A 22,388-nucleotide genomic window follows, 5' to 3' on the forward strand; every position below is an offset into this window, starting at 1 on the left:
GGGTGGACGCGGGAGCGGAGCCCCTGGTTCTGCAACGCCCGACCGTACCGCCCGCCGCCCGGAATGTGTCCCCCGCGCGACGTAGGATTCGAAGCTGCCCCCCTGTCCCGAGCCCCAGCCCCCAGGAGTACAGCGCCGTGGCCAAGACGCCGTTCACGCACCTGCACGTCCACACCCAGTACTCGCTGCTGGACGGTGCCGCGCGGCTCAAGGACATGTTCAACGCCTGCAATGAAATGGGCATGACGCACATCGCCATGTCCGACCACGGCAACCTGCACGGCGCCTACGACTTCTTCCACTCCGCGCAGAAGGCCGGGATCACCCCGATCATCGGCATCGAGGCGTACGTCGCCCCCGAGTCCCGGCGCAACAAGCGCCGCATCACCTGGGGCCAGCCCCACCAGAAGCGGGACGACGTCTCCGGCTCCGGCGGCTACACGCACAAGACGATCTGGGCGGCGAACAGCACCGGCCTGCACAACCTCTTCCGGCTCTCCTCCGACGCCTACGCCGAGGGCTGGCTGACCAAGTGGCCCCGCATGGACAAGGAGACCATCTCCCAGTGGTCCGAGGGCCTGATCGCCTCCACCGGCTGCCCCTCGGGCGAGGTGCAGACCCGGCTCCGCCTCGGCCAGTTCGACGAGGCGCTCAAGGCCGCGTCCGACTACAAGGACATCTTCGGCGAGGGCCGCTACTTCCTGGAGCTGATGGACCACGGCATCGAGATCGAGCGCCGGGTCCGCGACGGCCTGCTGGAGATCGGCCGGAAGCTCGGCATCCCGCCGCTGGTGACGAACGACTCCCACTACACGTACGCGCACGAGGCCGGCGCCCACGACGCCCTGCTCTGCATCCAGACCGGCAAGAACCTCTCCGACCCCGACCGCTTCAAGTTCGACGGCACCGGCTACTACCTGAAGTCCACCGACGAGATGTACGCCATCGACTCCTCGGACGCCTGGCAGGAGGGCTGCGCCAACACGCTGCTGGTCGCCGAGCAGGTCGACACCGAGGGCATGTTCCAGTTCCGGAACCTCATGCCCAAGTTCGACATCCCGGAGGGCTACACCGAGGTCACCTGGTTCCGCGAGGAGACCATGCGCGGGATGCACCGCCGCTTCCCCGGCGGCATCCCCGAGGACCGCATGAAGCAGGTCGAGTACGAGATGGACACGATCATCTCGATGGGCTTCCCCGGCTACTTCCTCGTGGTCGCCGACTTCATCATGTGGGCCAAGAACCAGGGCATCGCGGTCGGCCCCGGCCGCGGCTCCGCGGCCGGCTCGATCGTCGCCTACGCGCTCGGCATCACCGACCTCGACCCGATCCCGCACGGCCTGATCTTCGAGCGCTTCCTCAACCCCGAGCGCATCTCCATGCCCGACGTCGACATCGACTTCGACGAGCGCAGGCGCGTCGAGGTGATCAGGTACGTCACCGAGAAGTACGGCCAGGACAAGGTCGCCATGATCGGCACCTACGGCACCATCAAGGCCAAGAACGCGATCAAGGACTCCGCGCGCGTCCTCGGCTACCCCTACGCCATGGGCGACCGGATCACCAAGGCCATGCCCGCCGACGTCCTCGGCAAGGGCATCCCGCTCTCCGGCATCACCGACCCCGCCCACCCCCGGTACTCCGAGGCCGGCGAGGTTCGCGCGATGTACGAGAACGAGCCGGACGTGAAGAAGGTCATCGACACCGCACGCGGCGTCGAGGGCCTGGTCCGCCAGATGGGCGTGCACGCCGCCGGCGTGATCATGTCCAGCGAGCGGATCACCGACCACGTGCCCGTCTGGGTGCGGCACACGGACGGCGTCACCATCACCCAGTGGGACTACCCGAGCTGCGAGGCGCTCGGCCTGCTGAAGATGGACTTCCTCGGCCTGCGCAACCTCACGATCATGGACGACGCCGTCAAGATGGTGAAGGCCAACAAGGGGATCGACATCGACCTCCTGGCCCTCCCGCTCGACGACCCCAAGACCTTCGAGCTCCTCCAGCGCGGCGACACCCTCGGCGTCTTCCAGTTCGACGGCGGCCCCATGCGCTCGCTGCTGCGCCTGATGAAGCCCGACAACTTCGAAGACATCTCCGCCGTGTCCGCGCTCTACCGCCCGGGCCCGATGGGCATGAACTCGCACACCAACTACGCCCTGCGCAAGAACGGCCAGCAGGAGATCACCCCGATCCACCCCGAGCTGGAGAAGCCGCTCGAAGAGGTCCTCGCGGTCACCTACGGCCTGATCGTCTACCAGGAGCAGGTGCAGAAGGCCGCGCAGATCATCGCCGGCTACTCGCTCGGCGAGGCCGACATCCTCCGCCGCGTCATGGGCAAGAAGAAGCCCGAGGAACTGGCCAAGAACTTCACGATCTTCCAGGCCGGCGCCCGGAAGAACGGCTACAGCGACGAGGCCATCCAGGCCCTCTGGGACGTCCTGGTCCCCTTCGCCGGCTACGCCTTCAACAAGGCCCACTCCGCCGCGTACGGCCTCGTCTCCTACTGGACCGCCTACCTCAAGGCCAACCACCCGGCCGAGTACATGGCGGGCCTGCTCACCTCGGTCAAGGACGACAAGGACAAGTCGGCCGTCTACCTGAACGAGTGCCGCCGCATGGGCATCAAGGTGCTGCCGCCGAACGTGAACGAGTCCGAGTCGAACTTCGCCGCCCAGGGCGACGACGTGATCCTCTTCGGCCTCACCGCCGTCCGCAACGTCGGCCAGAACGTCGTCGACTCGATCATCAAGACCCGCAAGTCGAAGGGGAAGTTCTCCTCCTTCCCCGACTTCCTCGACAAGGTCGAGGCCGTCGTCTGCAACAAGCGGACCGTCGAGTCGCTGATCAAGGCCGGTGCCTTCGACGAGATGGGCCACACCCGCAAGGGCCTCGTCGCCCAGCACGAACCCATGATCGACAACGTGGTGGCGGTCAAGCGCAAGGAGGCCGAGGGCCAGTTCGACCTCTTCGGCGGCATGGGCGACGAGGACAGCGGCCAGCCCGGCTTCGGCCTCGACGTCGAGTTCTCCGACGTCGAGTGGGAGAAGTCCTACCTGCTCGCCCAGGAGCGCGAGATGCTCGGCCTCTACGTCTCCGACCACCCGCTCTTCGGCCTGGAGCACGTCCTGTCCGACAAGACGGACGCCGGCATCTCCCAGCTGACCGGCGGCGAGCACGCCGACGGCGCCGTCGTCACCATCGGCGGCATCATCTCGGGCCTCCAGCGCAAGATGACCAAGCAGGGCAACGCCTGGGCCATCGCCACCGTCGAGGACCTGGCCGGCTCCATCGAGTGCATGTTCTTCCCCGCCACCTACCAGCTGGTCTCCACCCAGCTCGTCGAGGACGCCGTCGTCTTCGTCAAGGGCCGCCTCGACAAGCGGGAGGACGTCCCCCGCCTCGTCGCCATGGAGCTGATGGTCCCCGACCTGTCCTCCGCCGGCACCAACGCCCCCGTCGTCCTGACCATCCCCACCGTCAAGGTCACCCCTCCGATGGTCACCCGGCTGGGCGAGATCCTCCGGCACCACAAGGGCAACACCGAGGTGCGGATCAAGCTCCAGGGCCCCCGCAGCACCACCGTGCTGCGCCTGGACCGGCACCGGGTCCAGCCCGACCCGGCCCTCTTCGGCGACCTGAAGGTCCTCCTCGGACCCTCCTGCCTCGCCGGATGACCCCACGGGGCCCGAACGCCGCGAAGGGCGCGCCCGGAGGTCCGGGCGCGCCCTTCGCGCGTACGCGTCGCAGCGCGGCGTCAGTTGTGGCCGAAGCGCCTCTGCTTGCCCTTGCGCGCCATGTCCATCGGACTCGGCGCGGAGGAGTGCGCCTCGGCCGGCGAATCCGCCGTGCTGCGCGAGGCCTCCGGACCGGACGATCGCGACTGCTGCTTGGCGGGGGTCTTCTGGTTCTTGTTCTTGGCCATGGTGGAACCTCCGTGAGGGTCTAGGGGCCAGGACCGCATTCACACTCACACAGCGCCACAGACCGCGCATTTTGGATCTTTCGTCGCAGAACCGTACAGACGCACCGGATCCGCCACGCCGATGATCGAGTTCCGGCCGTCAAGCCCCATGCCGTCGGGCAGACTCGGGTAAAACCCGAGGACCCCCACGGAAGAGGTGGAACGCGTGGACCGCTGCGTCGTCCTGGTGGACGCCGGCTATCTGCTGGGCGCCGCCGCCAGCCTTCTCGCGGGCGAGCCCTCCCGCTCCCGCATCACCGTCGACCACGCCGCCCTCATCCAGGCCCTGCGCGAACGCGCCGAGGCCGACACCCGGCAGCCCCTGCTGCGCATCTACTGGTTCGACGGCGCACCCGACCGGGTGCCGCAGCCCGAGCACCGGCGGCTGCGCGTCATGCCCCGCGTCACCGTCCGCCTGGGCGCCCTGACCCGCAGCGACGGCCGCTGGGCCCAGAAGGGCGTCGACGCCGCCATGCACGCGGAGCTCACCGAACTCGCCCGCAACCGGGCCTGCTCCGACATCGTCCTCGTCACCGGCGACGGCGACCTGCTGCCCGGCCTGATGTCCGCCAAGGAGCACGGCGTCGCCGTCCACCTGTGGGCCGTCCAGGCCGCCGACGGCGACTACAACCAGTCCGAGGACCTCGTCGCCGAGGCCGACGAGCGCCGCGTCCTCGACCGGGCCTGGATCACCCGGGCCGTCCGCGCCAAGGACCTCGCCGGGCTGTGCTCCCCGCCGCCCGCCCCCCGGCCCGAGATCGCCGCCATCCTCTCCGCCCCGCTCCCCGAGGCCGCCCTCGCCGAGGCGGCCCGCAGCTCCGGTACCGGGCCCGCCGGCACCGCCCAGGCCCCCGCCGAACCCCAGGGCGCCGCCGCCCCCGTACCCGCGCCCGCCGCCGGCGGGAAGCCCGTACCCACCCCGAAGGACCTCGCCGGCGCCCTGCGCGCACCCGGCCACCAGCAGGGCTCCCCGTCCGCCGCCCCCTCCCCGGCCAGCGCCCTGCGCTGGTCCTCCGACCGGGGCTGGATCGACCGGGCCGGACCGCTCGGCGAGCCCGCCGAGACCGCCTCCCTGCCCACCCTCGCCCAGCTCACCAGCGCCGAGCAGCGCTGGGCCGACCGGGAGGAGGACATCACCACCGTCGGCGGCGACCCCTTCGAGGTCGGACAGGTCTTCGCCCGGCGCTGGATGGAGCGCCTCCCCGAGGCCGCCCACCTCCACAGGCTCGCCACCATGTACCCGCGGATCCCGCACCGCATCGACGGCGAGCTCCTGCGCTACGCCGCCCGCTTCGGCCTGCTCGCCCACAAGGACGACCAGATCGACGAACACGACCGCTACGCCATCCGCGCGGGCTTCTGGAGGGAGATCGACGTGCGCGCCGCGGCCGACCGCGTCGCCGCCCCGCCGGCCGCCGTGCCGGGCCCCCCGGCGACCCCGGCGCCCGAGTAGGGCCCGGAGCCGCGTAGGCTGCTCCCTCGTGAGTACGGGCACAGCACCAGCGAGACCGCAGGGCGGCAGCGGCACGGCAGCGGCCGACGGCGTGGTCTGCGCGGTGCGTGACCTGGTCAAGACGTACCCCGCGGTCCGCGGCCGGCGCGGCGCACCCGCCCTGCCCGAGACCCGCGCCACCGACGGCATCTGCCTCGACGTGCGGCGCGGAGAGGTCTTCGGGCTCCTCGGCCCCAACGGCGCCGGCAAGTCCACCCTGGTCCGCCAGCTCACCGGGCTGCTGCGGCCGGACTCCGGCTCCGTCACCCTGCTCGGACACGACATCGTCCGCCGCCCCGAACTCGCCTCCCGCCTCCTCGCCTACCTCGGCCAGGAGTCCACCGCCCTCGACGAGCTCACCGTCTCCCTGGCCGCCGAGACCACCGCCCGGCTGCGCGGCCTCGACCTGCGCGCCGCCCGCGCCGCCCGCGACGCCGTCCTGGAGGAGCTCGGGCTGACCCCGATCGCCGGGCGCCCCCTGAAGAAGCTCTCCGGCGGCCAGCGGCGGCTCGCCTGCTTCGCCGCCGCCCTCGTCGGCGAGCGCCCGGTGCTCGTCCTGGACGAGCCCACCACCGGCATGGACCCCGTCGCCCGGCGCGCCGTCTGGGCCGCCGTGGACCGGCGGCGCGCCGAGCACGGCGCCACCGTCGTCCTGGTCACCCACAACGTCATCGAGGCCGAGACCGTCCTCGACCGGGTCGCCGTCATCGACCAGGGCAGGGTCATCGCCTGCGACACGCCCGCCGCGCTGAAGGCCCGCGTCTCCGACGAGGTCCGCCTCGAACTCGTGTGGCGCACCGCGCCGCCCCTCGGCATCCCCGCGATCAGCGCCCTGGCCGGCGCCGCCGCCGAGTCCGGCCGCCGGTGGGTGCTGCGGCTCACCCCGGACGAGGCGCGCGCCGCGGTCGCGGCCGTCACCGGCGGGCCCGCGTTCGCCGCCCTCGACGACTTCACGCTGGCGACCCCGAGCCTGGAGGACGTCTACCTCGCGCTGGGCGGGCGTACCGCGAAGGGCCTGGTGAAGTCGTGAGCGCCGCCGCCTCCGTCCCCCTCGGCACGCCCGCCCCGCGGGCCCGGCTCCTGCCGTCGCTGGCCGCCGTGTACCGGGCGCAGCTGTCGCGGGCCCGCGTCGCGCGCATCCCGCTGCTGTTCGTCGCCACCTTCCAGTCAGTCGGCATCATGGTCCTGATGCGGGGCGTCGTCGACGGCGGCTCGGAGGCGCGGGCCGTCGTGGCCGGCTCGTCCGTCCTGGTCGTCGCGTTCGTCGCGCTCAACCTGCTGGCCCAGTACTTCGGCCAGCTGCGGGCCGGCGGCGGGCTCGACCACTACGCCACGCTGCCCGTCCCGCCCGCCTCGGTGGTGCTGGGCGCGGCCGCCGCGTACGCCTCCTTCACCCTCCCCGGCACGCTCGTGACCGCCGTCATCGGCTGCCTGCTGTTCGGGCTGCCCATGAGCGGGCTGTGGATCCTCGCCGCGGTCGTCCCGCTGGCCGGGGCGGCGCTCGCCGGACTCGGCGCGGCCCTCGGCCTGCTCGCCCCGCGCCAGGAGCTCGCCACGCTGGCCGGGCAGCTCGGCATGTCGGCGGCGCTGCTGCTGGGGGTGCTGCCGCCGGAACGGATGCCCGAGGTGATCGTGTGGGCGCGCGACCTGCTGCCGTCCACGTACGGGGTGGAGGCGTTCGCCCGGACGTTCTCCCCGGACCCGGACTGGGCGGCCGTCTGCCTCGACCTCGGCGTGTGCGCGGCCGTGGGCGTCCTGTCGCTGTCCGCCGCGACGTGGGCGTACCGGCGGGCCGCCGTCCGCTGACTCCGGTTCCGCCTCGGGCCGCCGCACCTGGCACGATGTGGAGGTGACCGAAGCCGTGACCACACCGCCCCCCGCCGAACCGCCGTCGCCGCCCGGCACGCCGGGCGGATCCGCTGCGGGCACCGCCCTCGCGGACGTCCGGGACGCGGCCGCCATCACCCTGGCCACCGGTGCGGCCGGCGCCCTCCTCGGAGTGCTGTGGGCCTGGCTCGCGCCGCGGACGCAGTACGTCTCCAACGGCGAGGCCGTGTTCCTGCGGAACACCGAGAGCGAAGCCCGCGTGGGCGCCGACGGCACCTTCCTGCTGCTCGGCGTCGGACTCGGCGTGCTGAGCGCGGTCCTGGTCTTCCTGTGGCGGCGCCGCGGCGGCGTCGCCCAGGCCATCGGCCTCGGAATCGGCTCCTGCTTCGCCTCCCTGCTCGGCTGGCGGGCGGGGCTCCGGCTGGGACCCCCGGCCGACATCGCCGCCTCCGCCGCGGCGGCCGGCAAGGGCGTCCCCTTCGACGCGCCGCTCCAGCTCCTCGCCCACGGGGCGCTGCTGGCCTGGCCGATGGCCGCGCTCGCCGCCTACCTGGGGCTCATCGCCGTATGGGGGCCGCAGGACCCGGACCCGCACGAGGCGGGCGCCGAGCCCGCCGGGGCGGCCGTGTACCCGCCGCCGTACGCCCACGCCGAACCGCAGGGCGGCCAGGCGCCCCGCACCCGCGAGGACCACGGCGGGCCGCAGCCGCCGGCCGGGCCCGCCGCCGCGGGGCCCCCGCACGCCTGACCGGCGGCCGGGCCGGTCAGGCGCGGGCGATCGGCGCCAGGACGGCCTGCGTCAGCCCGGCCAGCGTGCCGGGCGCCAGCTCGACCTCCAGGCCGCGCCGGCCCGCCGACACGCAGACCGTGGAGTGCGCGTCCGCCGAGGCGTCCACCACCGTCCGCAGCCGCCTGCGCTGCCCCAGCGGCGAGATGCCGCCGAGCACGTAGCCGGTCGTCCGCTCCGCCAGCGCAGGGTCCGCCATCGCCGCCCGCTTGCCGCCGACCGCCGCGGCCAGCGCCTTGAGGTCCAGGCTCCCGGACACCGGGACCACCGCCACGGTCAGGACGCCGTCCACGTCCGCCACGAGCGTCTTGAACACCCGGTCCGGGCTCACGCCCATCGCCTCGGCGGCCTCCTGCCCGTACGAGGGGTGCGCCGGGTCGTGCTCGTAGGCGTGCACGGTGAAGGGCGCGCCCGCCGCCGCCAGGGCGGCGATCGCCGGTGTCGCCGCGGCCGCGGCCTTCTTCTTCGCCATCGGAAGGACTCCCCCGGTCGTCAGGTCGCGCCGCAGGGCGGCGGCGCGGTCAGTTCTGGCTGGTCGGCGCCCGGGTCAGGTCCACCGCCGGCAGCGACGGCAGGTGCCGGATGAGCGCCGACTCCGCGCGCAGCAGCCGCAGCTCCTCCGCCAGGCGCGTCGCCGTGTCCGGGGCCTGGAGCAGCCGCTGCTTCGTCGGCACGTCCAGCACGGCCGCCGCGGCCACCAGGTACGACACCACCGACGGCTCGTCCGGCAGCTCCGCCGCGGTCGCCAGGCTCCGCTCCCGCGCCCCCGCCAGCCGCTTCTGGTAGGTCCGGAACGCCCGCAGCACCCCGTCCGCCAGCGCGCCCGCGCCGTCGCCCTGGTCCTCCGCGAGCTCCTCCAGCTCCGCCACCAGGAACGGCCCGGAGGAGTCCACCGACAGCAGGCGGACCCGGGTCGTGCCGGTCGCGAGGACTTCGAAGCCGCCGTCCTCCCGCTCCCGGACCGTCGCCGCGTCCGCGATGCAGCCCACCCGGTGGAACGCCTGGAGCGGGTCCGGGCCGAAGCCCGCGGACGGGCCGCGCTCGGGCAGCGACGTCGGGTCCGGCAGGCCCGGAGCGGCCGGCGCGACCTCGCGGCCGTCGCGGATCGCGACGACGGCGAAACGGCGCGGCTCGTCCTCGCCCGTCTTCAGGAGCTCCCGCATCATGGCGCGATAACGCTCCTCGAAGACGTTCAGCGGAAGCACCAGTCCGGGGAACAGCACCGTGTTCAGGGGGAAGAGGGGGAGGCGAACGGTGGTCACGACGGACAAGGGTAGTGGGGGCGGGGCGGGGCCTGTCACCTCGGTTGTTCGGGGCCGGGCCGGGCCGGGGCGGCCCGGCCCGGCCGCCTCCCGCCCCGCCCGCCCGCCGTCAGCCGCGCCGCAGCAGCCGCGACGCCCCCGCCGCCACCGTCGTCGCCAGGATCCAGCCCAGCAGGACCATCGCCGCCGACCCCCACTGCCAGGCCCCGGCCATCCTCCAGTGGCCCTCCTGGCCCAGGTCGATGACCGGCAGCAGCAGGTCCAGGGCGTACAGGGCGGGGTTCCACTCCGGGTGCTCGTCCGCCTTGACCGCCCGCGGGGTGTGCCCCGCGAAGAGCACCGTCCCCGTCGCCCACAGCAGCGCCATCCACAGCGCCGCCCGGCCCGGCCGGTACCCGTACGCCACCGTCCAGTCCTGGAGGTGCCCCCACGCCCGCACCGCGGGCGGCAGCGTCGCCCGCCGCCTGCGCTGCTTGGCCAGCAGCACCTCCCGCGCGTCCGCGTCCTCGCCGCTCGCCCGCAGCACCGCCGCCAGCCGCTCGTACGGCTCCGGCGAGTACTCCGGGGTCGCCGCCGCCAGCCACTCCAGCCGGCGCGCCAGCGGGAAGTGCCCGCGCGGCGCCAGCGCCTCGTACGCGAACCCCTCGACCGCCACCCCGCCCCCGCCCGGCCAGCTGGTCCAGGCGTCCACCAGCTTCACCACCTTCGCCCCCGACAGCACCACCCGCCCCCGCTCCGGCCGCTCGCCCACGAACCGCAGCTCCGGCGTCTGGATCCGGCGCAGCGACACCTCCTGGCCCGCCTCCGGCGCGAACCGCGCCCCGTAGAAGTCCACCGCGTCCCCGAACCGGCCGTCGTCCAGGCGCAGCCCGCCCCGGCACTCGAAGGGCCGGGAGCGCTGCCCCCGCGCCGGCGTCTGCCCCAGGCCGTACGGGGGAGTGGAGGACCCCGGCCCGCCCGGCACCCAGCCCAGCGCGATCGAGGTCAGGTACAGCGTCCGCTCCACCGTCAGCTGCGGCGCGTTCAGCGCCCACCGCCCGTACGGGTTGGCCAGCAGCGCCCCGCGCAGGTTCATCGACACCCCGACCTTCGCCCCGCGCAGGCTCACCTCCCCGTACGCCTCCAGCAGCTCGCCCTGGAAGTCCTGCCCGACCGACAGCCCGTCCGCCGCGAAGGCCCGCCCGCGGCCGTCGCGCTGGACGACGGCCTGGCTGACCAGCAGGTCCGTGCCGATCTGCGCGTCGGTCAGCCGGATCCCGCGCGCCACCCGGCAGCGCGGCAGGTGCAGGTCGCCCTCGGTGTGCAGGCGGGAGGCGTCCAGGCGGGGGACCGCGCAGTCCACCAGCCGCAGCGTCCCGAACCGGGTCTCCGACAGCTGCACCTCCCCGTCGAACCGGCACCGGCGCAGCTCCACGTACGGCTCGACCGTCCCGCCCGACAGGTCCAGGCGGCCCGTGACCCGCGCGCCGCGCAGCTTCAGCGACGCCACCCGGCCCGGCTCCGGCGGCGGCCCGTGGAGCAGCAGCAGCGCCACCACCTCGGCGCGGACGCTGCGCTCCGGCCCCCACGCCAGGTCCCCGTGCGGGTCGTCCCCGCCGGCCGCGTCGGCGCTCAGGTCGCACGTCCCGCCCGTCCGGAAGGCATGCCACATCCGGCGCTCGGGCTCCGTGAGGTCCGCAGGCTCCCCGCCCGCGGACTGCGCATCGGTCATGGCGGCCCCCTCCGCTGATCGTGCACTCTCCGCCGAACGCTAAGGGCAGCCGGTGACAGCCGGGACACGTATCAGCCAGTGATACGGGCGGACGGTCGAGTGAAGCCGTCTGAGAGAATTGGGGGGTGATCTCTCGTATCGACCTGCGCGGCGACGCCCTCCCCGAGGGCGCGGCCCTGCGCGACCTGCTGCCCCGTGCCGAGTTCGACGTGGAAGCCGCCCTGGAGAAGGTGCGGCCCATCTGCGAGGACGTCCATCATCGCGGCACGGCGGCGCTGATCGAGTACGCGCAGAAGTTCGACGGAGTCCGGCTGGAACAGGTCAGGGTCCCCGCCGAGGCGCTCACCGAGGCGCTCGCGGGCCTCGACCCGAAGGTCCGCGCCGCGCTGGAGGAGTCGATCCGCCGCGCCCGGACCGTGCACCGCAGCCAGCGGCGCAGCGCGCACACCACGCAGGTCGTCCCCGGCGGCACCGTGACCGAGAAGTGGGTTCCCGTCGAGCGCGTCGGCCTGTACGCGCCGGGCGGCCGCTCGGTGTACCCGTCGTCCGTCGTCATGAACGTCGTCCCCGCGCAGGAGGCCGGCGTCGGCTCGATCGCGCTGGCCTCGCCCCCGCAGGCGGAGTTCGGCGGCCTGCCCCACCCGACCATCCTCGCCGCCTGCGCCCTGCTCGGCGTGGACGAGGTGTACGCGGCCGGCGGCGCGGTCGCCGTCGCGATGTTCGCGTACGGCACCGAGGACTGCCTGCCGGTCAACATGGTCACCGGCCCCGGCAACATCTGGGTCGCCGCCGCCAAGCGCTACTTCACCGGGAAGATCGGCATCGACACCGAGGCCGGCCCGACGGAGATCGCCGTCCTCGCCGACGCCACCGCCGACCCGGTGCACGTCGCCGCCGACCTGATCAGCCAGGCCGAGCACGACCCGCTGGCCGCCGCCGTCCTCGTCACCGACTCCGAGGACCTCGCGGCCGCCGTCGAGAAGGAGCTCGAACCGCAGGTCGCCGCCACCAAGCACATCGAGGACCGGATCCGCCCGGCCCTCGCCGGCAGGCAGTCCGCGATCGTCCTCGTGGACAGCCTGGAGGACGGCCTGAAGGTCGTCGACGCGTACGGCGCCGAGCACCTGGAGATCCAGACCGCCGACGCCGCGGCCTGGGCGGACCGCGTCCGCAACGCAGGCGCGATCTTCGTCGGGCCCTGGGCGCCGGTCTCCCTCGGCGACTACTGCGCCGGATCCAACCACGTCCTGCCCACCGGCGGCTGCGCCTGCCACTCCTCCGGCCTGTCCGTGCAGTCCTTCCTGCGCGGCATCCACATCGTCGACTACACCCGCGACGCCCTCGCCGAGGTCGCCCACCACGTGGTCACCCTCGCCGAGGCCGAGGACCTGCCCGCGCACGGCGCCGCCCTCAAGGCCCGCTTCGGATGGAAGGTGCCCGGCCAGTGACCGACAGATCCCTCGGCATCGACGACCTGCCCATCCGGGACGAGCTGCGCGGCAAGAGCCCCTACGGGGCGCCCCAGCTGGACGTCCCGGTGCAGCTCAACACCAACGAGAACCCGTACGAGCTCCCCGAGGAGCTGGTGCGGCGCATCGCCGAACGCGTCGCCGACGCGGCCCGCACCCTCAACCGCTACCCCGACCGGGACGCCGTCGAGCTGCGGACCGCCCTGGCCGCCTACCTCACCCGTACGGGCGGCCACCCGGTCGGCCGCGAGAACGTGTGGGCCGCCAACGGCTCCAACGAGGTCATCCAGCAGCTCCTGCAGACCTTCGGCGGGCCCGGCCGCACCGCGATCGGCTTCGAGCCCTCGTACTCCATGCACGCCCTGATCGCCCGCGGCACCGGGACCGGCTGGATCTCCGGACCGCGCCGGGACGACTTCACCATCGACCCGGACGCCGCCGCCCGGGCCATCGCGGAGAACGCCCCCGACGTCGTCTTCATCACCTCGCCCAACAACCCCACCGGCACCGCGGTCGAGGCGGAGACCGTCCTCGCCCTCCACGACGCCGCCCAGGCCGCCAAGCCGTCGCTGGTCGTCGTCGACGAGGCGTACGTCGAGTTCAGCCACCGGCCCTCCCTGCTGCCGCTGATCGAGGGCCGCCCCCACCTGGTGGTCTCCCGGACCATGTCCAAGGCGTTCGGCGCCGCCGGACTGCGCCTGGGCTACCTCGCCGCGCACCCGGCCGTGGTCGACGCCGTCCAGCTGGTGCGCCTGCCGTACCACCTGTCGGCCGTCACCCAGGCCACCGCGCTGGCGGCCCTGGAGCACACCGACACCCTGCTCGGCTACGTCGAGCAGCTCAAGGCCGAGCGGGACCGGCTGGTCGCCGAACTGCGGGCGATCGGCTGCGAGGTCACCGAGTCCGACGCGAACTTCATCCAGTTCGGCAGGTTCGAGGACTCCCACACCGCCTGGCAGCAGATCCTCGACCGGGGCGTCCTGGTCCGGGACAACGGCGTACCGGGATGGCTGCGGGTCACCGCGGGCACCCCGGCCGAGAACGACGCGTTCCTGGAAGCGGTTCGCGCACTGAAGAAGGAGCAGCACGCATGAGCCGCATCGGACGGGTCGAGCGCACCACGAAGGAGACCTCCGTCGTCGTCGAGATAAACCTCGACGGGACCGGCCAGGTCGACGTGTCCACCGGCGTCGGCTTCTACGACCACATGCTCGACCAGCTCGGCCGCCACGGCATGTTCGACCTCACGGTCAAGACCGACGGCGACCTGCACATCGACAGCCACCACACCATCGAGGACACCGCCCTCGCCCTCGGCGCCGCCTTCAGGCAGGCCCTCGGCGACAAGGTCGGCATCTACCGCTTCGGCAACTGCACCGTCCCCCTGGACGAGTCCCTCGCACAGGTGACCGTGGACCTGTCGGGCCGCCCCTACCTCGTGCACACCGAGCCCGAGAACATGGCCCCCATGATCGGCGCGTACGACACGACGATGACCCGGCACATCCTGGAGTCCTTCGTCGCGCAGGCCCAGATCGCCCTGCACGTCCACGTCCCGTACGGCCGCAACGCCCACCACATCGTCGAGTGCCAGTTCAAGGCGCTCGCCCGGGCCCTGCGGTACGCCTGCGAGCTCGACCCCCGCGCGGCCGCCGCCGGCATCCTGCCCTCGACGAAGGGCGCCCTCTAGCCGTGACCGGCCTCAGCACCGTACTGATCGTCGTCGGCCTGTTCCTGGCCGGCGGCGTGTACTCCTTCCAGAAGCAGCAGATGCCCAGGTCGGTCGTCCTGCTGCTCGCCATCGGCTCCGCGATGTGCCTCGCCGCCGGAGTCCTGCGGATCCAAGGAATCTGGGAATGAGCGCTGCCCGACCCACCAAGACGGTCGCCGTCCTCGACTACGGCTTCGGCAACGTCCGCTCCGCCGAGCGCGCCCTCGCGCGCGTCGGCGCGGACGTCGAGATCACCCGCGACTACGACAAGGCCATGGACGCCGACGGCCTGCTCGTCCCCGGCGTCGGCGCCTTCTCCGCCTGCATGCAGGGCCTGAAGTCCGTCCGCGGCGACTGGATCATCGGACGCCGCCTCTCCGGCGGCCGCCCTGTCATGGGCATCTGCGTCGGCATGCAGATCCTCTTCGAGCGCGGCATCGAGCACGGCGTGGAGACCGAGGGCCTCGACGAGTGGCCCGGCACCGTCGGCCCGCTCCGCGCCCCGGTCGTCCCCCACATGGGCTGGAACACCGTCGAGGCCCCCGCCGACAGCCGGGCCTTCGCCGGGCTCGACGCGGACGCCCGCTTCTACTTCGTCCACTCCTACGCGGCCCACGACTGGAGCCTGGAGGTCACCAACCCGGCGATCCGGGCCCCCAAGGTCACCTGGGCCACCCACGGCGAGCGCTTCGTCGCGGCGGTCGAGAACGGCGCCCTGTGGGCCACCCAGTTCCACCCCGAGAAGTCCGGCGACGCCGGAGCCCAGCTCCTCACCAACTGGATCGAGACCCTGTGATGACCGAGCCCCGCGCGACGCTGGAACTCCTCCCCGCCGTCGACGTCCGCGACGGCCAGGCCGTACGCCTGGTGCACGGCGTGTCCGGCACCGAGACCTCCTACGGCTCCCCGCTGGAGGCGGCCCTCGCCTGGCAGGCCGCCGGCGCCGAGTGGCTCCACCTCGTCGACCTCGACGCCGCCTTCGGCACCGGCGACAACCGCGCCCTCGTCGCCGAGATCACCGGCGCCCTCGACATCAAGGTCGAGCTGTCCGGCGGCATCCGCGACGACGCCACCCTCGCCGCCGCGCTCGCCACCGGCTGCACCCGCGTCAACCTCGGCACCGCCGCCCTCGAAGCCCCCGAGTGGACCGCCAAGGCCATCGCCGGGCACGGCGACCGCATCGCGGTCGGCCTCGACGTCCGCGGCACCACCCTCAAGGGACGCGGCTGGACCAGCGAGGGCGGCGACCTGTACGAGACCCTCGCCCGCCTGGACTCCGAGGGCTGCGCCCGCTACGTCGTCACCGACATCGGCAAGGACGGCACGCTGACCGGCCCCAACCTGGAGCTCCTGCGGAACGTGTGCGCCGCCACCGACCGGCCGGTCGTCGCCTCCGGCGGCATCGCCGGCCTGGACGACCTGCGGGCGCTCGCCGAGCTGGTGCCGCTGGGCGTCGAGGGCGCGATCGTCGGCAAGGCCCTCTACGCCAAGGCCTTCACCCTCCAGGAGGCGCTGCGGGTGGTGGCCGGCGCATGACCGCCACCGGCGGCGTCCGCCGCATCTCCTCGGGCGGCCCCTGGGAGGAGGCCGTGGGCTACTCCCGGGCCGTCGAGCTGCCCAACGGGCTCGTGCTCGTCTCCGGCTGCACCTCCGTCGTAGACGGCAAGGTCGTCGCCGGCGGGCCGTACGAGCAGACGGTCAACGCCTTCCGCGTCGCCTTCGACGCGCTCGCCCAGGCAGGCCTGGGCGTGGAGCACGTCGTCCGCACCCGCATGTACCTCACCCACGCGCGGGACGTCGACGAGGTGGGCCGGGCCCACAAGGAGCTCTTCGACTCCGTCCGCCCCGCCGCCTCCATGATCATTGTTTCCGGCTTCATCGACCCGAGCCTGGTCGTCGAGGTCGAGGTCGAAGCCTACCGAGGGGAGTCCTGATGTCACTCGCCGTACGGGTGATCCCCTGCCTGGACGTGGACAGCGGCCGCGTCGTCAAGGGCGTCAACTTCCAGAACCTGCGGGACGCCGGCGACCCCGTCGAGATGGCCAGGCTGTACGACGCCGAAGGCGCCGACGAGCTGACCTTCCTCGACATCACCGCCTCGTCCGGCAACCGCGAGACCACCTACGACGTGGTCCGCCGCACCGCCGAGCAGGTCTTCATCCCGCTCACCGTCGGCGGCGGCGTCCGCACCGCCGACGACGTGGACAGACTGCTGCGGGCCGGCGCCGACAAGGTGGGCGTCAACACCGCCGCCATCGAGCGGCCCGACCTGATCCGCGAGATCGCCGAGCGGTTCGGCCGGCAGGTCCTCGTCCTGTCCGTCGACGCCCGCCGCACCGACACCGGATCCTTCGAGGTCACCACCCACGGCGGCCGCCGCGGCACCGGCATCGACGCCGTCGAGTGGGCCCACCGGGCCGCCGAGCTGGGCGCCGGCGAGATCCTGCTGAACTCGATGGACGCCGACGGCACCAAGGACGGCTACGACACCGAGATGATCGCCGCCGTCCGCAAGCACGTCACCGTCCCGGTGATCGCCTCCGGCGGCGCCGGCCGCCTGGAGCACTTCTCGCCGGCCATCGAGGCCGGCGCCGACGCGGTCCTCGCCGCCTCGGTGTTCCACTTCGGCGACCTGCGGATCTCCCAGGTCAAGGACGCACTTCGCGCGGCGGGCCACCCGGTCCGCTGACCCGCGGCAGCGCCCGGAAGCCCCGGCCCCGCTCCGGCAGGGCCGGGGGCTTGCGGTTCAGATGCCCAGACGGGCCGCCGTCAGGCGGGCGACCGCCTGCTCGTCGCCGTCCAGCTCCACGGACGCCGACGCCTGCCGCCCGAAGCAGAACAGCACCAGCTCGCCCGGCTCGCCCGTCACCGTCACCACCGGCGTCCCCTTGTGCGCCACCACCGTGCGGCCGTCCGGCCGCCGCAGCACCAGCCCCACCGGCGAGCGGCGCCCCGTCAGCCGCGCCAGCTTCTCCAGCCGGAACCACAGCGCGTCGGAGAACACCGGGTCCGGCTGCCGCGGCGTCCAGTCGGGCTGCGCCCGCCGCACGTCCTCCGCGTGCACGTAGAACTCCACCGCGTTCGCCGCCTCGTCGACCTGCTTCAGCGAGTACACCGACAGCTTCGGCGGGCCCGTCCGGATCAGCTGCAGCAGCTCCTCGTACGGCTTCGCCGCGTACTCGGCCATCGCCTTGTCCAGCCGGTCCTTCAACACGTTCAGCAGCAGGCCGCCCGCCGCGTCCGGGCGGCGCTCCCGCACGACCAGGTGCGCCGCGAGGTCCCGGGTCAGCCAGCCCTCGCACAGCGTCGGCGCGTGCGGGCCCGCCGACTCCAACAGGTCCGCCAGGAGCAGGCGTTCACGCTTCGCATGGGTAGACATGCGGGCAAGCCTACGGCGGCTGCGCGCCGCGTGCCCGCCCATCAGGCGGACAGTGATCCGCCACCGCCCGCCCCGCGCGGCACAATGGCCCGCATGACCAGCTCCTCCCTCGACCCCGCCATCGCGGCCCGGCTCAAGCGCTCCGCGGACGGCCTCGTCCCGGCCATCGCCCAGCAGTACGACACCGGCGAGGTGCTCATGCTCGGCTGGATGGACGACGAGGCGCTCCACCGCACCCTGACCACCGGCCGCTGCACCTACTGGTCCCGCAGCCGCCGGGAGTACTGGGTCAAGGGGGACACCTCCGGGCACGTCCAGCACGTGAAGTCCGTCGCCCTCGACTGCGACGCCGACACCCTCCTGGTCAAGGTCGACCAGGTCGGCGCCGCCTGCCACACCGGGGCCCGCACGTGCTTCGACGCCGACGTCCTCCCGCTCGACGCCGACCAGGCAGGTTAGGTAACCCACGCATGGACCTCGAACAGTTCCGCAAGCTCGCCGCCGACCGCCGTGTCATCCCGGTGAGCCGCAAGCTGCTCGCCGACGGCGACACGCCCGTCGGCCTCTACCGCAAGCTGGCCGCCGAGCGCCCGGGCACCTTCCTGCTGGAGTCCGCCGAGAACGGCCGCTCCTGGTCCCGCTACTCCTTCGTCGGCGTCCGCAGCCACGCCACCCTCACCGTCCGCGACGGCGAGGCCCACTGGATCGGCACCCCGCCCGTCGGCGTCCCCACCGGCGGCGACCCGCTGCAGGCCCTGCGCGCCACCGTGGAGGCCCTGCACACCCCCCGCGACCTCGCCGCCGGAATGCCGCCCTTCACCGGCGGCATGGTCGGCTACCTCGGCTACGACATCGTCCGCCGCCTGGAACGCATCGGCGACCACGGCACCGACGACCTCCGGCTGCCCGAGCTGACCATGCTGCTCACCTCCGACCTCGCGGTCCTCGACCACTGGGACGGCAGCGTCCAGCTCATCGCCAACGCCATCAACCACAACGACCTCGACACCGGCGTCGACGAGGCCCACGCGGACGCCGTCGCCCGCCTCGACGCCATGGAGGCCGACCTCGCACGGCCCGCCCCCTACACGCCCGCCCCGCTGCCCTCCGCCGAGCTGCCCGCCTTCTCCGCCCTGTGGGGCGGCGCCGACTACCAGGCCGCCGTCGAGGACGTCAAGGAGCGGATCCGGGCCGGCGAGGCCTTCCAGGTCGTGCCCTCGCAGCGGTTCGAGACGCCCTGCCACGCCTCCGCCCTGGACGTCTACCGGGTGCTGCGCGCCACCAACCCGTCTCCGTACATGTACCTCTTCCGCTTCGAGAACGGCTTCGACGTCGTCGGCTCCAGCCCCGAGGCCCTCGTCAAGGTCGAGGACGGGCGGGCCATGGTCCACCCCATCGCGGGCACCCGCCACCGCGGCGCCACCCCGCAGCGCGACCACGAGCTGGCCGAGGAGCTGCTCGCCGACCCCAAGGAGCGCGCCGAGCACCTGATGCTCGTCGACCTGGGCCGCAACGACCTGGGCCGGGTGTGCGAGCCCGGCTCCGTCGAGGTCGTCGACTTCATGAGCATCGAGCGGTACTCGCACGTCATGCACATCGTCTCCACCGTCACCGGCCGCGTCGCCGAGGGCAGGACCGCCTTTGACGTGCTCACCGCCTGCTTCCCCGCCGGCACGCTCTCGGGGGCGCCCAAGCCGCGCGCCATGCAGATCATCGAGGAGCTGGAGCCCACCCGCCGCGGCCTGTACGGCGGCTGCGTCGGCTACCTCGACTTCGCCGGCGACTCCGACACCGCCATCGCCATCCGCACCGCCCTGCTCCGCGACGGGACCGCGTACGTGCAGGCCGGCGCGGGCGTGGTCGCCGACTCGGTGCCCGAGCTGGAGGACCTGGAGTGCCGCAACAAGGCCTCCGCGGTGCTCCGCGCGGTCGCCGCGGCGAACCGCATGGCCGACGCCGCGGGGCGGTAGGGGATAGTGGGGGGCGTGAGTGCCGCACCCCCCTCCCCCAACGACACCGGCAGCCGCCGCAGCGTGGCCGCCGCCCTGCTGCTCGGCGCGCTCGGCGCCTGCGTGGTCCTCCTCGGCTCCGGCCGGGTGTGGGCCCGCGGCACCGCGGCCGTCGGCGGCGGCACGGTCCCCCTGACCGCGGACGGGGGCGACGTCACCGGGCTGCCCGCCGCGCTGGCCGTCGTCGGCCTCGCCGCGCTCGTCGCCGTCTTCGCCGTACGCGGCCGGGGCCGGCAGCTGGTCGCGGCGCTGCTGGCGCTCAGCGGCCTCGGCGCGGCCCTCGCCGCGCTCCTCGCCGGAGACGGCCGCCGGGCCCTGGACGAGCAGGCCGCGCGGACGGCCGCGGACTCCGCCGCGCACGTCGCGACGGCCGCACAGACCGCCTGGCCGTACGCCACGGCCGCCGGCGCCGCCCTGATCCTGGCCGCCGGGCTGCTCGCCCTGCGGTTCGGCGGCGCCTGGCCGGCCATGGGCGGCCGCTACGAGCGCGGCGGCGGCCCGCAGGCCGCCCGGCCCCCCGCCGCGGACCCCGACCGGCCCGAGGACCTGTGGAAGGCCCTGGACCGCGGCGAGGACCCCACCCGCTGAGCACGGCCCGCCGACCGTGCGGGACAATGGCAACCGAGCGTGCGGCACCGCACGCGCGACAGAGCAAAACGAGGAGCAACTCATGGCGGGCAGCAGCCACGGTCACACCCCGGCCGCCTGGACCGGTGTCATCATCGCCTTCATCGGTTTCTGCATCTCCGGCGCCTTCATGGTGCTGGCGAACCCGGTCGGGTTCTGGGCGGGCCTCGCCGTCGTCGCACTCGGAGGCGTCGTGGGCCTCGGCATGAGGGCCGCCGGCATGGGCGCGCCCAAGCCCGCCCACGATGACCTCGCCAAGGCCATCGCCGCGGCCAAGGCCTGACCGCCGGACGCCGACGGCAGAAGGCGCGGCCCGGTCGGGCTGCGCCTTCTGCCGTCACCGGAGAGAATCAGCGCGTGGACGCCTCCCGCACCCCCCGGCCCCCGGCCGGACAGGCCCCGCCGCCCGCCGCGGCGGCCGGCCCCGCCGACCTGCCCGCCCCGGCCGGGCCGGGCGCTCCCGGGGCCCCGGGAGCCGCGCCGGCCCCACGGGCCCGCAGGCTCGCCGCCCCGGCCCTCACGGTGCTCGCGGCGGCCGCCGCATTTGCGTACGTGGGCGCCGTGGACCCCAATGAGCCCGGCCACTATCCGGTCTGCCCGCTTTTCCGGCTGAGCGGAATCCTGTGTCCGGGATGCGGCGGACTGCGCAGCGCCCACGCGTTCGCCCACGGCGATCTCGCCGCCGCATTCGGGGCGAATGCGATGGCCGTGATCGGCTACTTCGCGTTCGCCGGATTCGCCGCCCTGTGGCTGCTGCGGGCCTGGCGGGGCGCTCCGACCCCGCGTTTCGCCCTCAGCGGCCCGTACTGGTGGGCCCTCGGCGGGGCGGCCCTGGTCTTCTCCGTCGTCCGGAATCTGCCCTTCGGCGCCGCACTGGCCCCGTGAGGCCTTATGAATGCCGTATTCCGAATGTCCAGCCAATGGGACGCCCCCAGCCGCGTGCGGAGCGGTGCGCCGTGGCCGGATACCATTTGATTGCCGACCTTGCAGTCGTACGTGACTGCTCGGCGGCCGACCGTCATCGACCCGGAAGGGGGCCGCTCGCGTGAGTGTGCTCGACGAGATCATCGAAGGGGTCCGCGAAGACCTTGCCGAACGGCAGGCCCGCGTGAGCCTCGACGAGCTCAAGGAGCGTGCCGCCAAGGCGCCCCAGGCGAAGGACGGCGTCGCGGCCCTGCGCGGCGACGGCGTCAAGGTGATCTGCGAGGTCAAGCGGTCCAGCCCGTCCAAGGGCGCGCTGGCCGCGATCGCCGACCCGGCCGGACTCGCCGCCGACTACGAGGCGGGCGGTGCGGCGGTCATCTCCGTCCTCACCGAGCAGCGCCGCTTCGGCGGCTCGCTGGCCGACCTGGAGGCCGTCCGCGCCCGCGTGGACATCCCGATCCTCCGCAAGGACTTCATCGTCACGGCGTACCAGCTGTGGGAGGCCCGCGCCTACGGCGCCGACCTCGTCCTGCTGATCGTCGCGGCCCTGGAGCAGGAGGCCCTCGTCTCCCTCATCGAGCGGGCCGAGTCCATCGGCCTCACCCCGCTCGTCGAGGTCCACGACGAGGAGGAGATCGAGCGCGCGGTCGCGGCCGGCGCGAAGATCATCGGTGTGAACGCGCGCAACCTCAAGGACCTCAGCGTCGACCGCTCCACCTTCGAGCGCGTCGTCGGCGAGATCCCGGCGCACATCGTCAAGGTCGCCGAGTCCGGCATCCGCGGACCGCACGACCTCATCGCCTACGCCAACGAGGGCGCCGACGCCGTCCTCGTGGGGGAGTCCCTGGTGACCGGACGCGACCCGAAGTCGGCCGTGGCCGACCTCGTCGCCGCCGGAGCCCACCCCGCCCTGCGCCACGGGCGGAGCTGACCGCAGCCGTGACCCCCGACCGCACCCCCGTCAGCACCCGCCCGGGCCGCCGCCCGGCCGCGGGCGTGCCGACGGCCCACGCGCCCCTGGCGCGCGGCTGCCGCCCCCGCGGCTGCCGCGCCCCGGCCCGGCGCGTCCACGGGCGGCGGGTGCGGTACGTCATCGGCTCGGAGCCCGGACAGGTCAACGGCATGCGATGGCGCCGCGGGGAAGCGCCGTAGGACGGACGGGACGACCCGTGCGGCAACCGCCGCACGGACCCCCTCCGCACACCCCTGCGCCCCGGCGGCCCCGA

25 protein-coding genes are annotated in these 22,388 nt (G+C 73.8%); 20 read left to right on the plus strand and 5 right to left on the minus strand.

Annotated features, from left to right (window positions below):
- Positions 1 to 137: 137 nt before the first annotated feature.
- Complete coding sequence (gene dnaE / locus MUK52_RS23300) at positions 138 to 3,677, plus strand: DNA polymerase III subunit alpha (RefSeq protein ID WP_114057179.1); 3,540 nt, start codon at positions 138 to 140, stop codon at positions 3,675 to 3,677.
- A gap of 80 nt (positions 3,678 to 3,757) precedes the next feature.
- Here the strand turns inward: dnaE and MUK52_RS23305 are convergent, their stop codons facing one another.
- Complete coding sequence (locus tag MUK52_RS23305) at positions 3,758 to 3,925, minus strand: hypothetical protein (RefSeq protein ID WP_174250448.1); 168 nt, start codon at positions 3,923 to 3,925, stop codon at positions 3,758 to 3,760.
- Between the two features lie 196 nt (positions 3,926 to 4,121).
- On the opposite strand from MUK52_RS23305, the gene MUK52_RS23310 reads away from it, so the two are divergent.
- From MUK52_RS23310 to MUK52_RS23325, 4 genes are read left to right on the plus strand one after another with little or no spacing between them, the layout of a single operon-like run.
- Positions 4,122 to 5,417, plus strand: a complete 1,296-nt coding sequence (locus tag MUK52_RS23310) for an NYN domain-containing protein (protein WP_284579751.1) — start codon at positions 4,122 to 4,124, stop codon at positions 5,415 to 5,417.
- A gap of 28 nt (positions 5,418 to 5,445) precedes the next feature.
- Complete coding sequence (locus tag MUK52_RS23315; RefSeq protein ID WP_428985453.1) at positions 5,446 to 6,486, plus strand: ABC transporter ATP-binding protein; 1,041 nt, start codon at positions 5,446 to 5,448, stop codon at positions 6,484 to 6,486.
- Positions 6,483 to 7,262 carry an ABC transporter permease gene (locus tag MUK52_RS23320; RefSeq protein ID WP_114057176.1) on the plus strand — a complete coding sequence of 260 codons (780 nt, stop codon included), beginning with the start codon at positions 6,483 to 6,485 and terminating at the stop codon, positions 7,260 to 7,262. The genes MUK52_RS23315 and MUK52_RS23320 overlap by 4 nt, the downstream gene beginning before the upstream one ends.
- Positions 7,263 to 7,305: 43 nt before the next feature.
- A complete protein-coding gene (locus MUK52_RS23325; RefSeq protein ID WP_284579754.1) occupies positions 7,306 to 8,031 on the plus strand; it encodes a hypothetical protein in 726 nt (241 codons plus the stop codon).
- A 16-nt stretch (positions 8,032 to 8,047) separates the two neighbouring features.
- Here the strand turns inward: MUK52_RS23325 and ybaK are convergent, their stop codons facing one another.
- The 3 genes from ybaK to MUK52_RS23340 form a co-directional block, all read right to left on the minus strand.
- On the minus strand, positions 8,048 to 8,542 hold the full coding sequence (ybaK, locus tag MUK52_RS23330; RefSeq protein WP_114057175.1) for a Cys-tRNA(Pro) deacylase: 495 nt from the start codon (positions 8,540 to 8,542) through the stop codon (positions 8,048 to 8,050).
- A 49-nt stretch (positions 8,543 to 8,591) separates the two neighbouring features.
- Positions 8,592 to 9,332 (minus strand): LON peptidase substrate-binding domain-containing protein, encoded by a 741-nt coding sequence (locus tag MUK52_RS23335; protein ID WP_174250447.1) that lies wholly within the window; start codon positions 9,330 to 9,332, stop codon positions 8,592 to 8,594.
- Between the two features lie 109 nt (positions 9,333 to 9,441).
- Positions 9,442 to 11,043 carry an oxidoreductase gene (locus MUK52_RS23340; RefSeq protein ID WP_284579759.1) on the minus strand — a complete coding sequence of 534 codons (1,602 nt, stop codon included), beginning with the start codon at positions 11,041 to 11,043 and terminating at the stop codon, positions 9,442 to 9,444.
- Between the two features lie 125 nt (positions 11,044 to 11,168).
- Between MUK52_RS23340 and hisD the strand changes: the two genes are divergently transcribed.
- The 8 genes from hisD to hisF are packed head-to-tail and all read left to right on the plus strand — an operon-like array spanning position 11,169 to position 16,912.
- Positions 11,169 to 12,491 carry a histidinol dehydrogenase gene (gene hisD, locus MUK52_RS23345; protein ID WP_114057172.1) on the plus strand — a complete coding sequence of 441 codons (1,323 nt, stop codon included), beginning with the start codon at positions 11,169 to 11,171 and terminating at the stop codon, positions 12,489 to 12,491.
- Positions 12,470 to 13,606: a histidinol-phosphate transaminase gene (locus MUK52_RS23350; protein ID WP_502963590.1), complete on the plus strand. Its 1,137-nt coding sequence runs from the start codon at positions 12,470 to 12,472 to the stop codon at positions 13,604 to 13,606. The genes hisD and MUK52_RS23350 overlap by 22 nt, the downstream gene beginning before the upstream one ends.
- Positions 13,603 to 14,202, plus strand: a complete 600-nt coding sequence (gene hisB, locus MUK52_RS23355; RefSeq protein WP_114057170.1) for an imidazoleglycerol-phosphate dehydratase HisB — start codon at positions 13,603 to 13,605, stop codon at positions 14,200 to 14,202. The genes MUK52_RS23350 and hisB overlap by 4 nt, the downstream gene beginning before the upstream one ends.
- Positions 14,203 to 14,204: 2 nt before the next feature.
- Positions 14,205 to 14,372, plus strand: coding sequence for a CG2302 family histidine operon protein (locus MUK52_RS23360; RefSeq protein ID WP_174250446.1), 168 nt, complete (start codon positions 14,205 to 14,207; stop codon positions 14,370 to 14,372).
- Complete coding sequence (hisH, locus tag MUK52_RS23365; RefSeq protein ID WP_114057169.1) at positions 14,369 to 15,019, plus strand: imidazole glycerol phosphate synthase subunit HisH; 651 nt, start codon at positions 14,369 to 14,371, stop codon at positions 15,017 to 15,019. Before MUK52_RS23360 ends, hisH begins: the two co-directional genes overlap by 4 nt.
- Entirely contained in the window at positions 15,019 to 15,759 is a 741-nt protein-coding gene (gene priA / locus MUK52_RS23370; protein ID WP_114057168.1) for a bifunctional 1-(5-phosphoribosyl)-5-((5-phosphoribosylamino)methylideneamino)imidazole-4-carboxamide isomerase/phosphoribosylanthranilate isomerase PriA, read from the plus strand. The genes hisH and priA overlap by 1 nt, the downstream gene beginning before the upstream one ends.
- Positions 15,756 to 16,157 (plus strand): RidA family protein, encoded by a 402-nt coding sequence (locus tag MUK52_RS23375; protein ID WP_114057167.1) that lies wholly within the window; start codon positions 15,756 to 15,758, stop codon positions 16,155 to 16,157. Before priA ends, MUK52_RS23375 begins: the two co-directional genes overlap by 4 nt.
- On the plus strand, positions 16,157 to 16,912 hold the full coding sequence (gene hisF, locus MUK52_RS23380; protein ID WP_284579769.1) for an imidazole glycerol phosphate synthase subunit HisF: 756 nt from the start codon (positions 16,157 to 16,159) through the stop codon (positions 16,910 to 16,912). Before MUK52_RS23375 ends, hisF begins: the two co-directional genes overlap by 1 nt.
- Positions 16,913 to 16,969: 57 nt before the next feature.
- On the opposite strand, the gene MUK52_RS23385 is transcribed toward hisF, so the two are convergent.
- Positions 16,970 to 17,602, minus strand: a complete 633-nt coding sequence (locus MUK52_RS23385) for a TIGR03085 family metal-binding protein (protein WP_114057165.1) — start codon at positions 17,600 to 17,602, stop codon at positions 16,970 to 16,972.
- 84 nt (positions 17,603 to 17,686) lie between these two features.
- Between MUK52_RS23385 and hisI the strand changes: the two genes are divergently transcribed.
- The 7 genes from hisI to trpM all read left to right on the plus strand — a co-directional run bounded on the left by hisI (position 17,687) and on the right by trpM (position 22,314).
- Positions 17,687 to 18,061: a phosphoribosyl-AMP cyclohydrolase gene (gene hisI, locus MUK52_RS23390; protein WP_428985452.1), complete on the plus strand. Its 375-nt coding sequence runs from the start codon at positions 17,687 to 17,689 to the stop codon at positions 18,059 to 18,061.
- Positions 18,062 to 18,072: 11 nt separating this feature from the next.
- Positions 18,073 to 19,572: an anthranilate synthase component I gene (locus tag MUK52_RS23395; RefSeq protein WP_114057164.1), complete on the plus strand. Its 1,500-nt coding sequence runs from the start codon at positions 18,073 to 18,075 to the stop codon at positions 19,570 to 19,572.
- A 6-nt stretch (positions 19,573 to 19,578) separates the two neighbouring features.
- Entirely contained in the window at positions 19,579 to 20,199 is a 621-nt protein-coding gene (locus MUK52_RS23400; RefSeq protein WP_114057163.1) for a TIGR02234 family membrane protein, read from the plus strand.
- Positions 20,200 to 20,281: 82 nt separating this feature from the next.
- Positions 20,282 to 20,521 (plus strand): HGxxPAAW family protein, encoded by a 240-nt coding sequence (locus tag MUK52_RS23405; RefSeq protein WP_114057162.1) that lies wholly within the window; start codon positions 20,282 to 20,284, stop codon positions 20,519 to 20,521.
- A gap of 74 nt (positions 20,522 to 20,595) precedes the next feature.
- Entirely contained in the window at positions 20,596 to 21,123 is a 528-nt protein-coding gene (locus MUK52_RS23410) for a DUF2752 domain-containing protein (protein WP_114057161.1), read from the plus strand.
- Between the two features lie 160 nt (positions 21,124 to 21,283).
- Positions 21,284 to 22,093 (plus strand): indole-3-glycerol phosphate synthase TrpC, encoded by an 810-nt coding sequence (gene trpC, locus MUK52_RS23415; RefSeq protein WP_114057160.1) that lies wholly within the window; start codon positions 21,284 to 21,286, stop codon positions 22,091 to 22,093.
- Entirely contained in the window at positions 22,090 to 22,314 is a 225-nt protein-coding gene (trpM, locus tag MUK52_RS33315) for a tryptophan biosynthesis modulator TrpM (protein WP_373298970.1), read from the plus strand. The genes trpC and trpM overlap by 4 nt, the downstream gene beginning before the upstream one ends.
- Positions 22,315 to 22,388: the final 74 nt, after the last annotated feature.

This window comes from Streptomyces sp. 2P-4, from assembly GCF_030167965.1.
Lineage (GTDB): Bacteria > Actinomycetota > Actinomycetes > Streptomycetales > Streptomycetaceae > Streptomyces > Streptomyces globosus_A.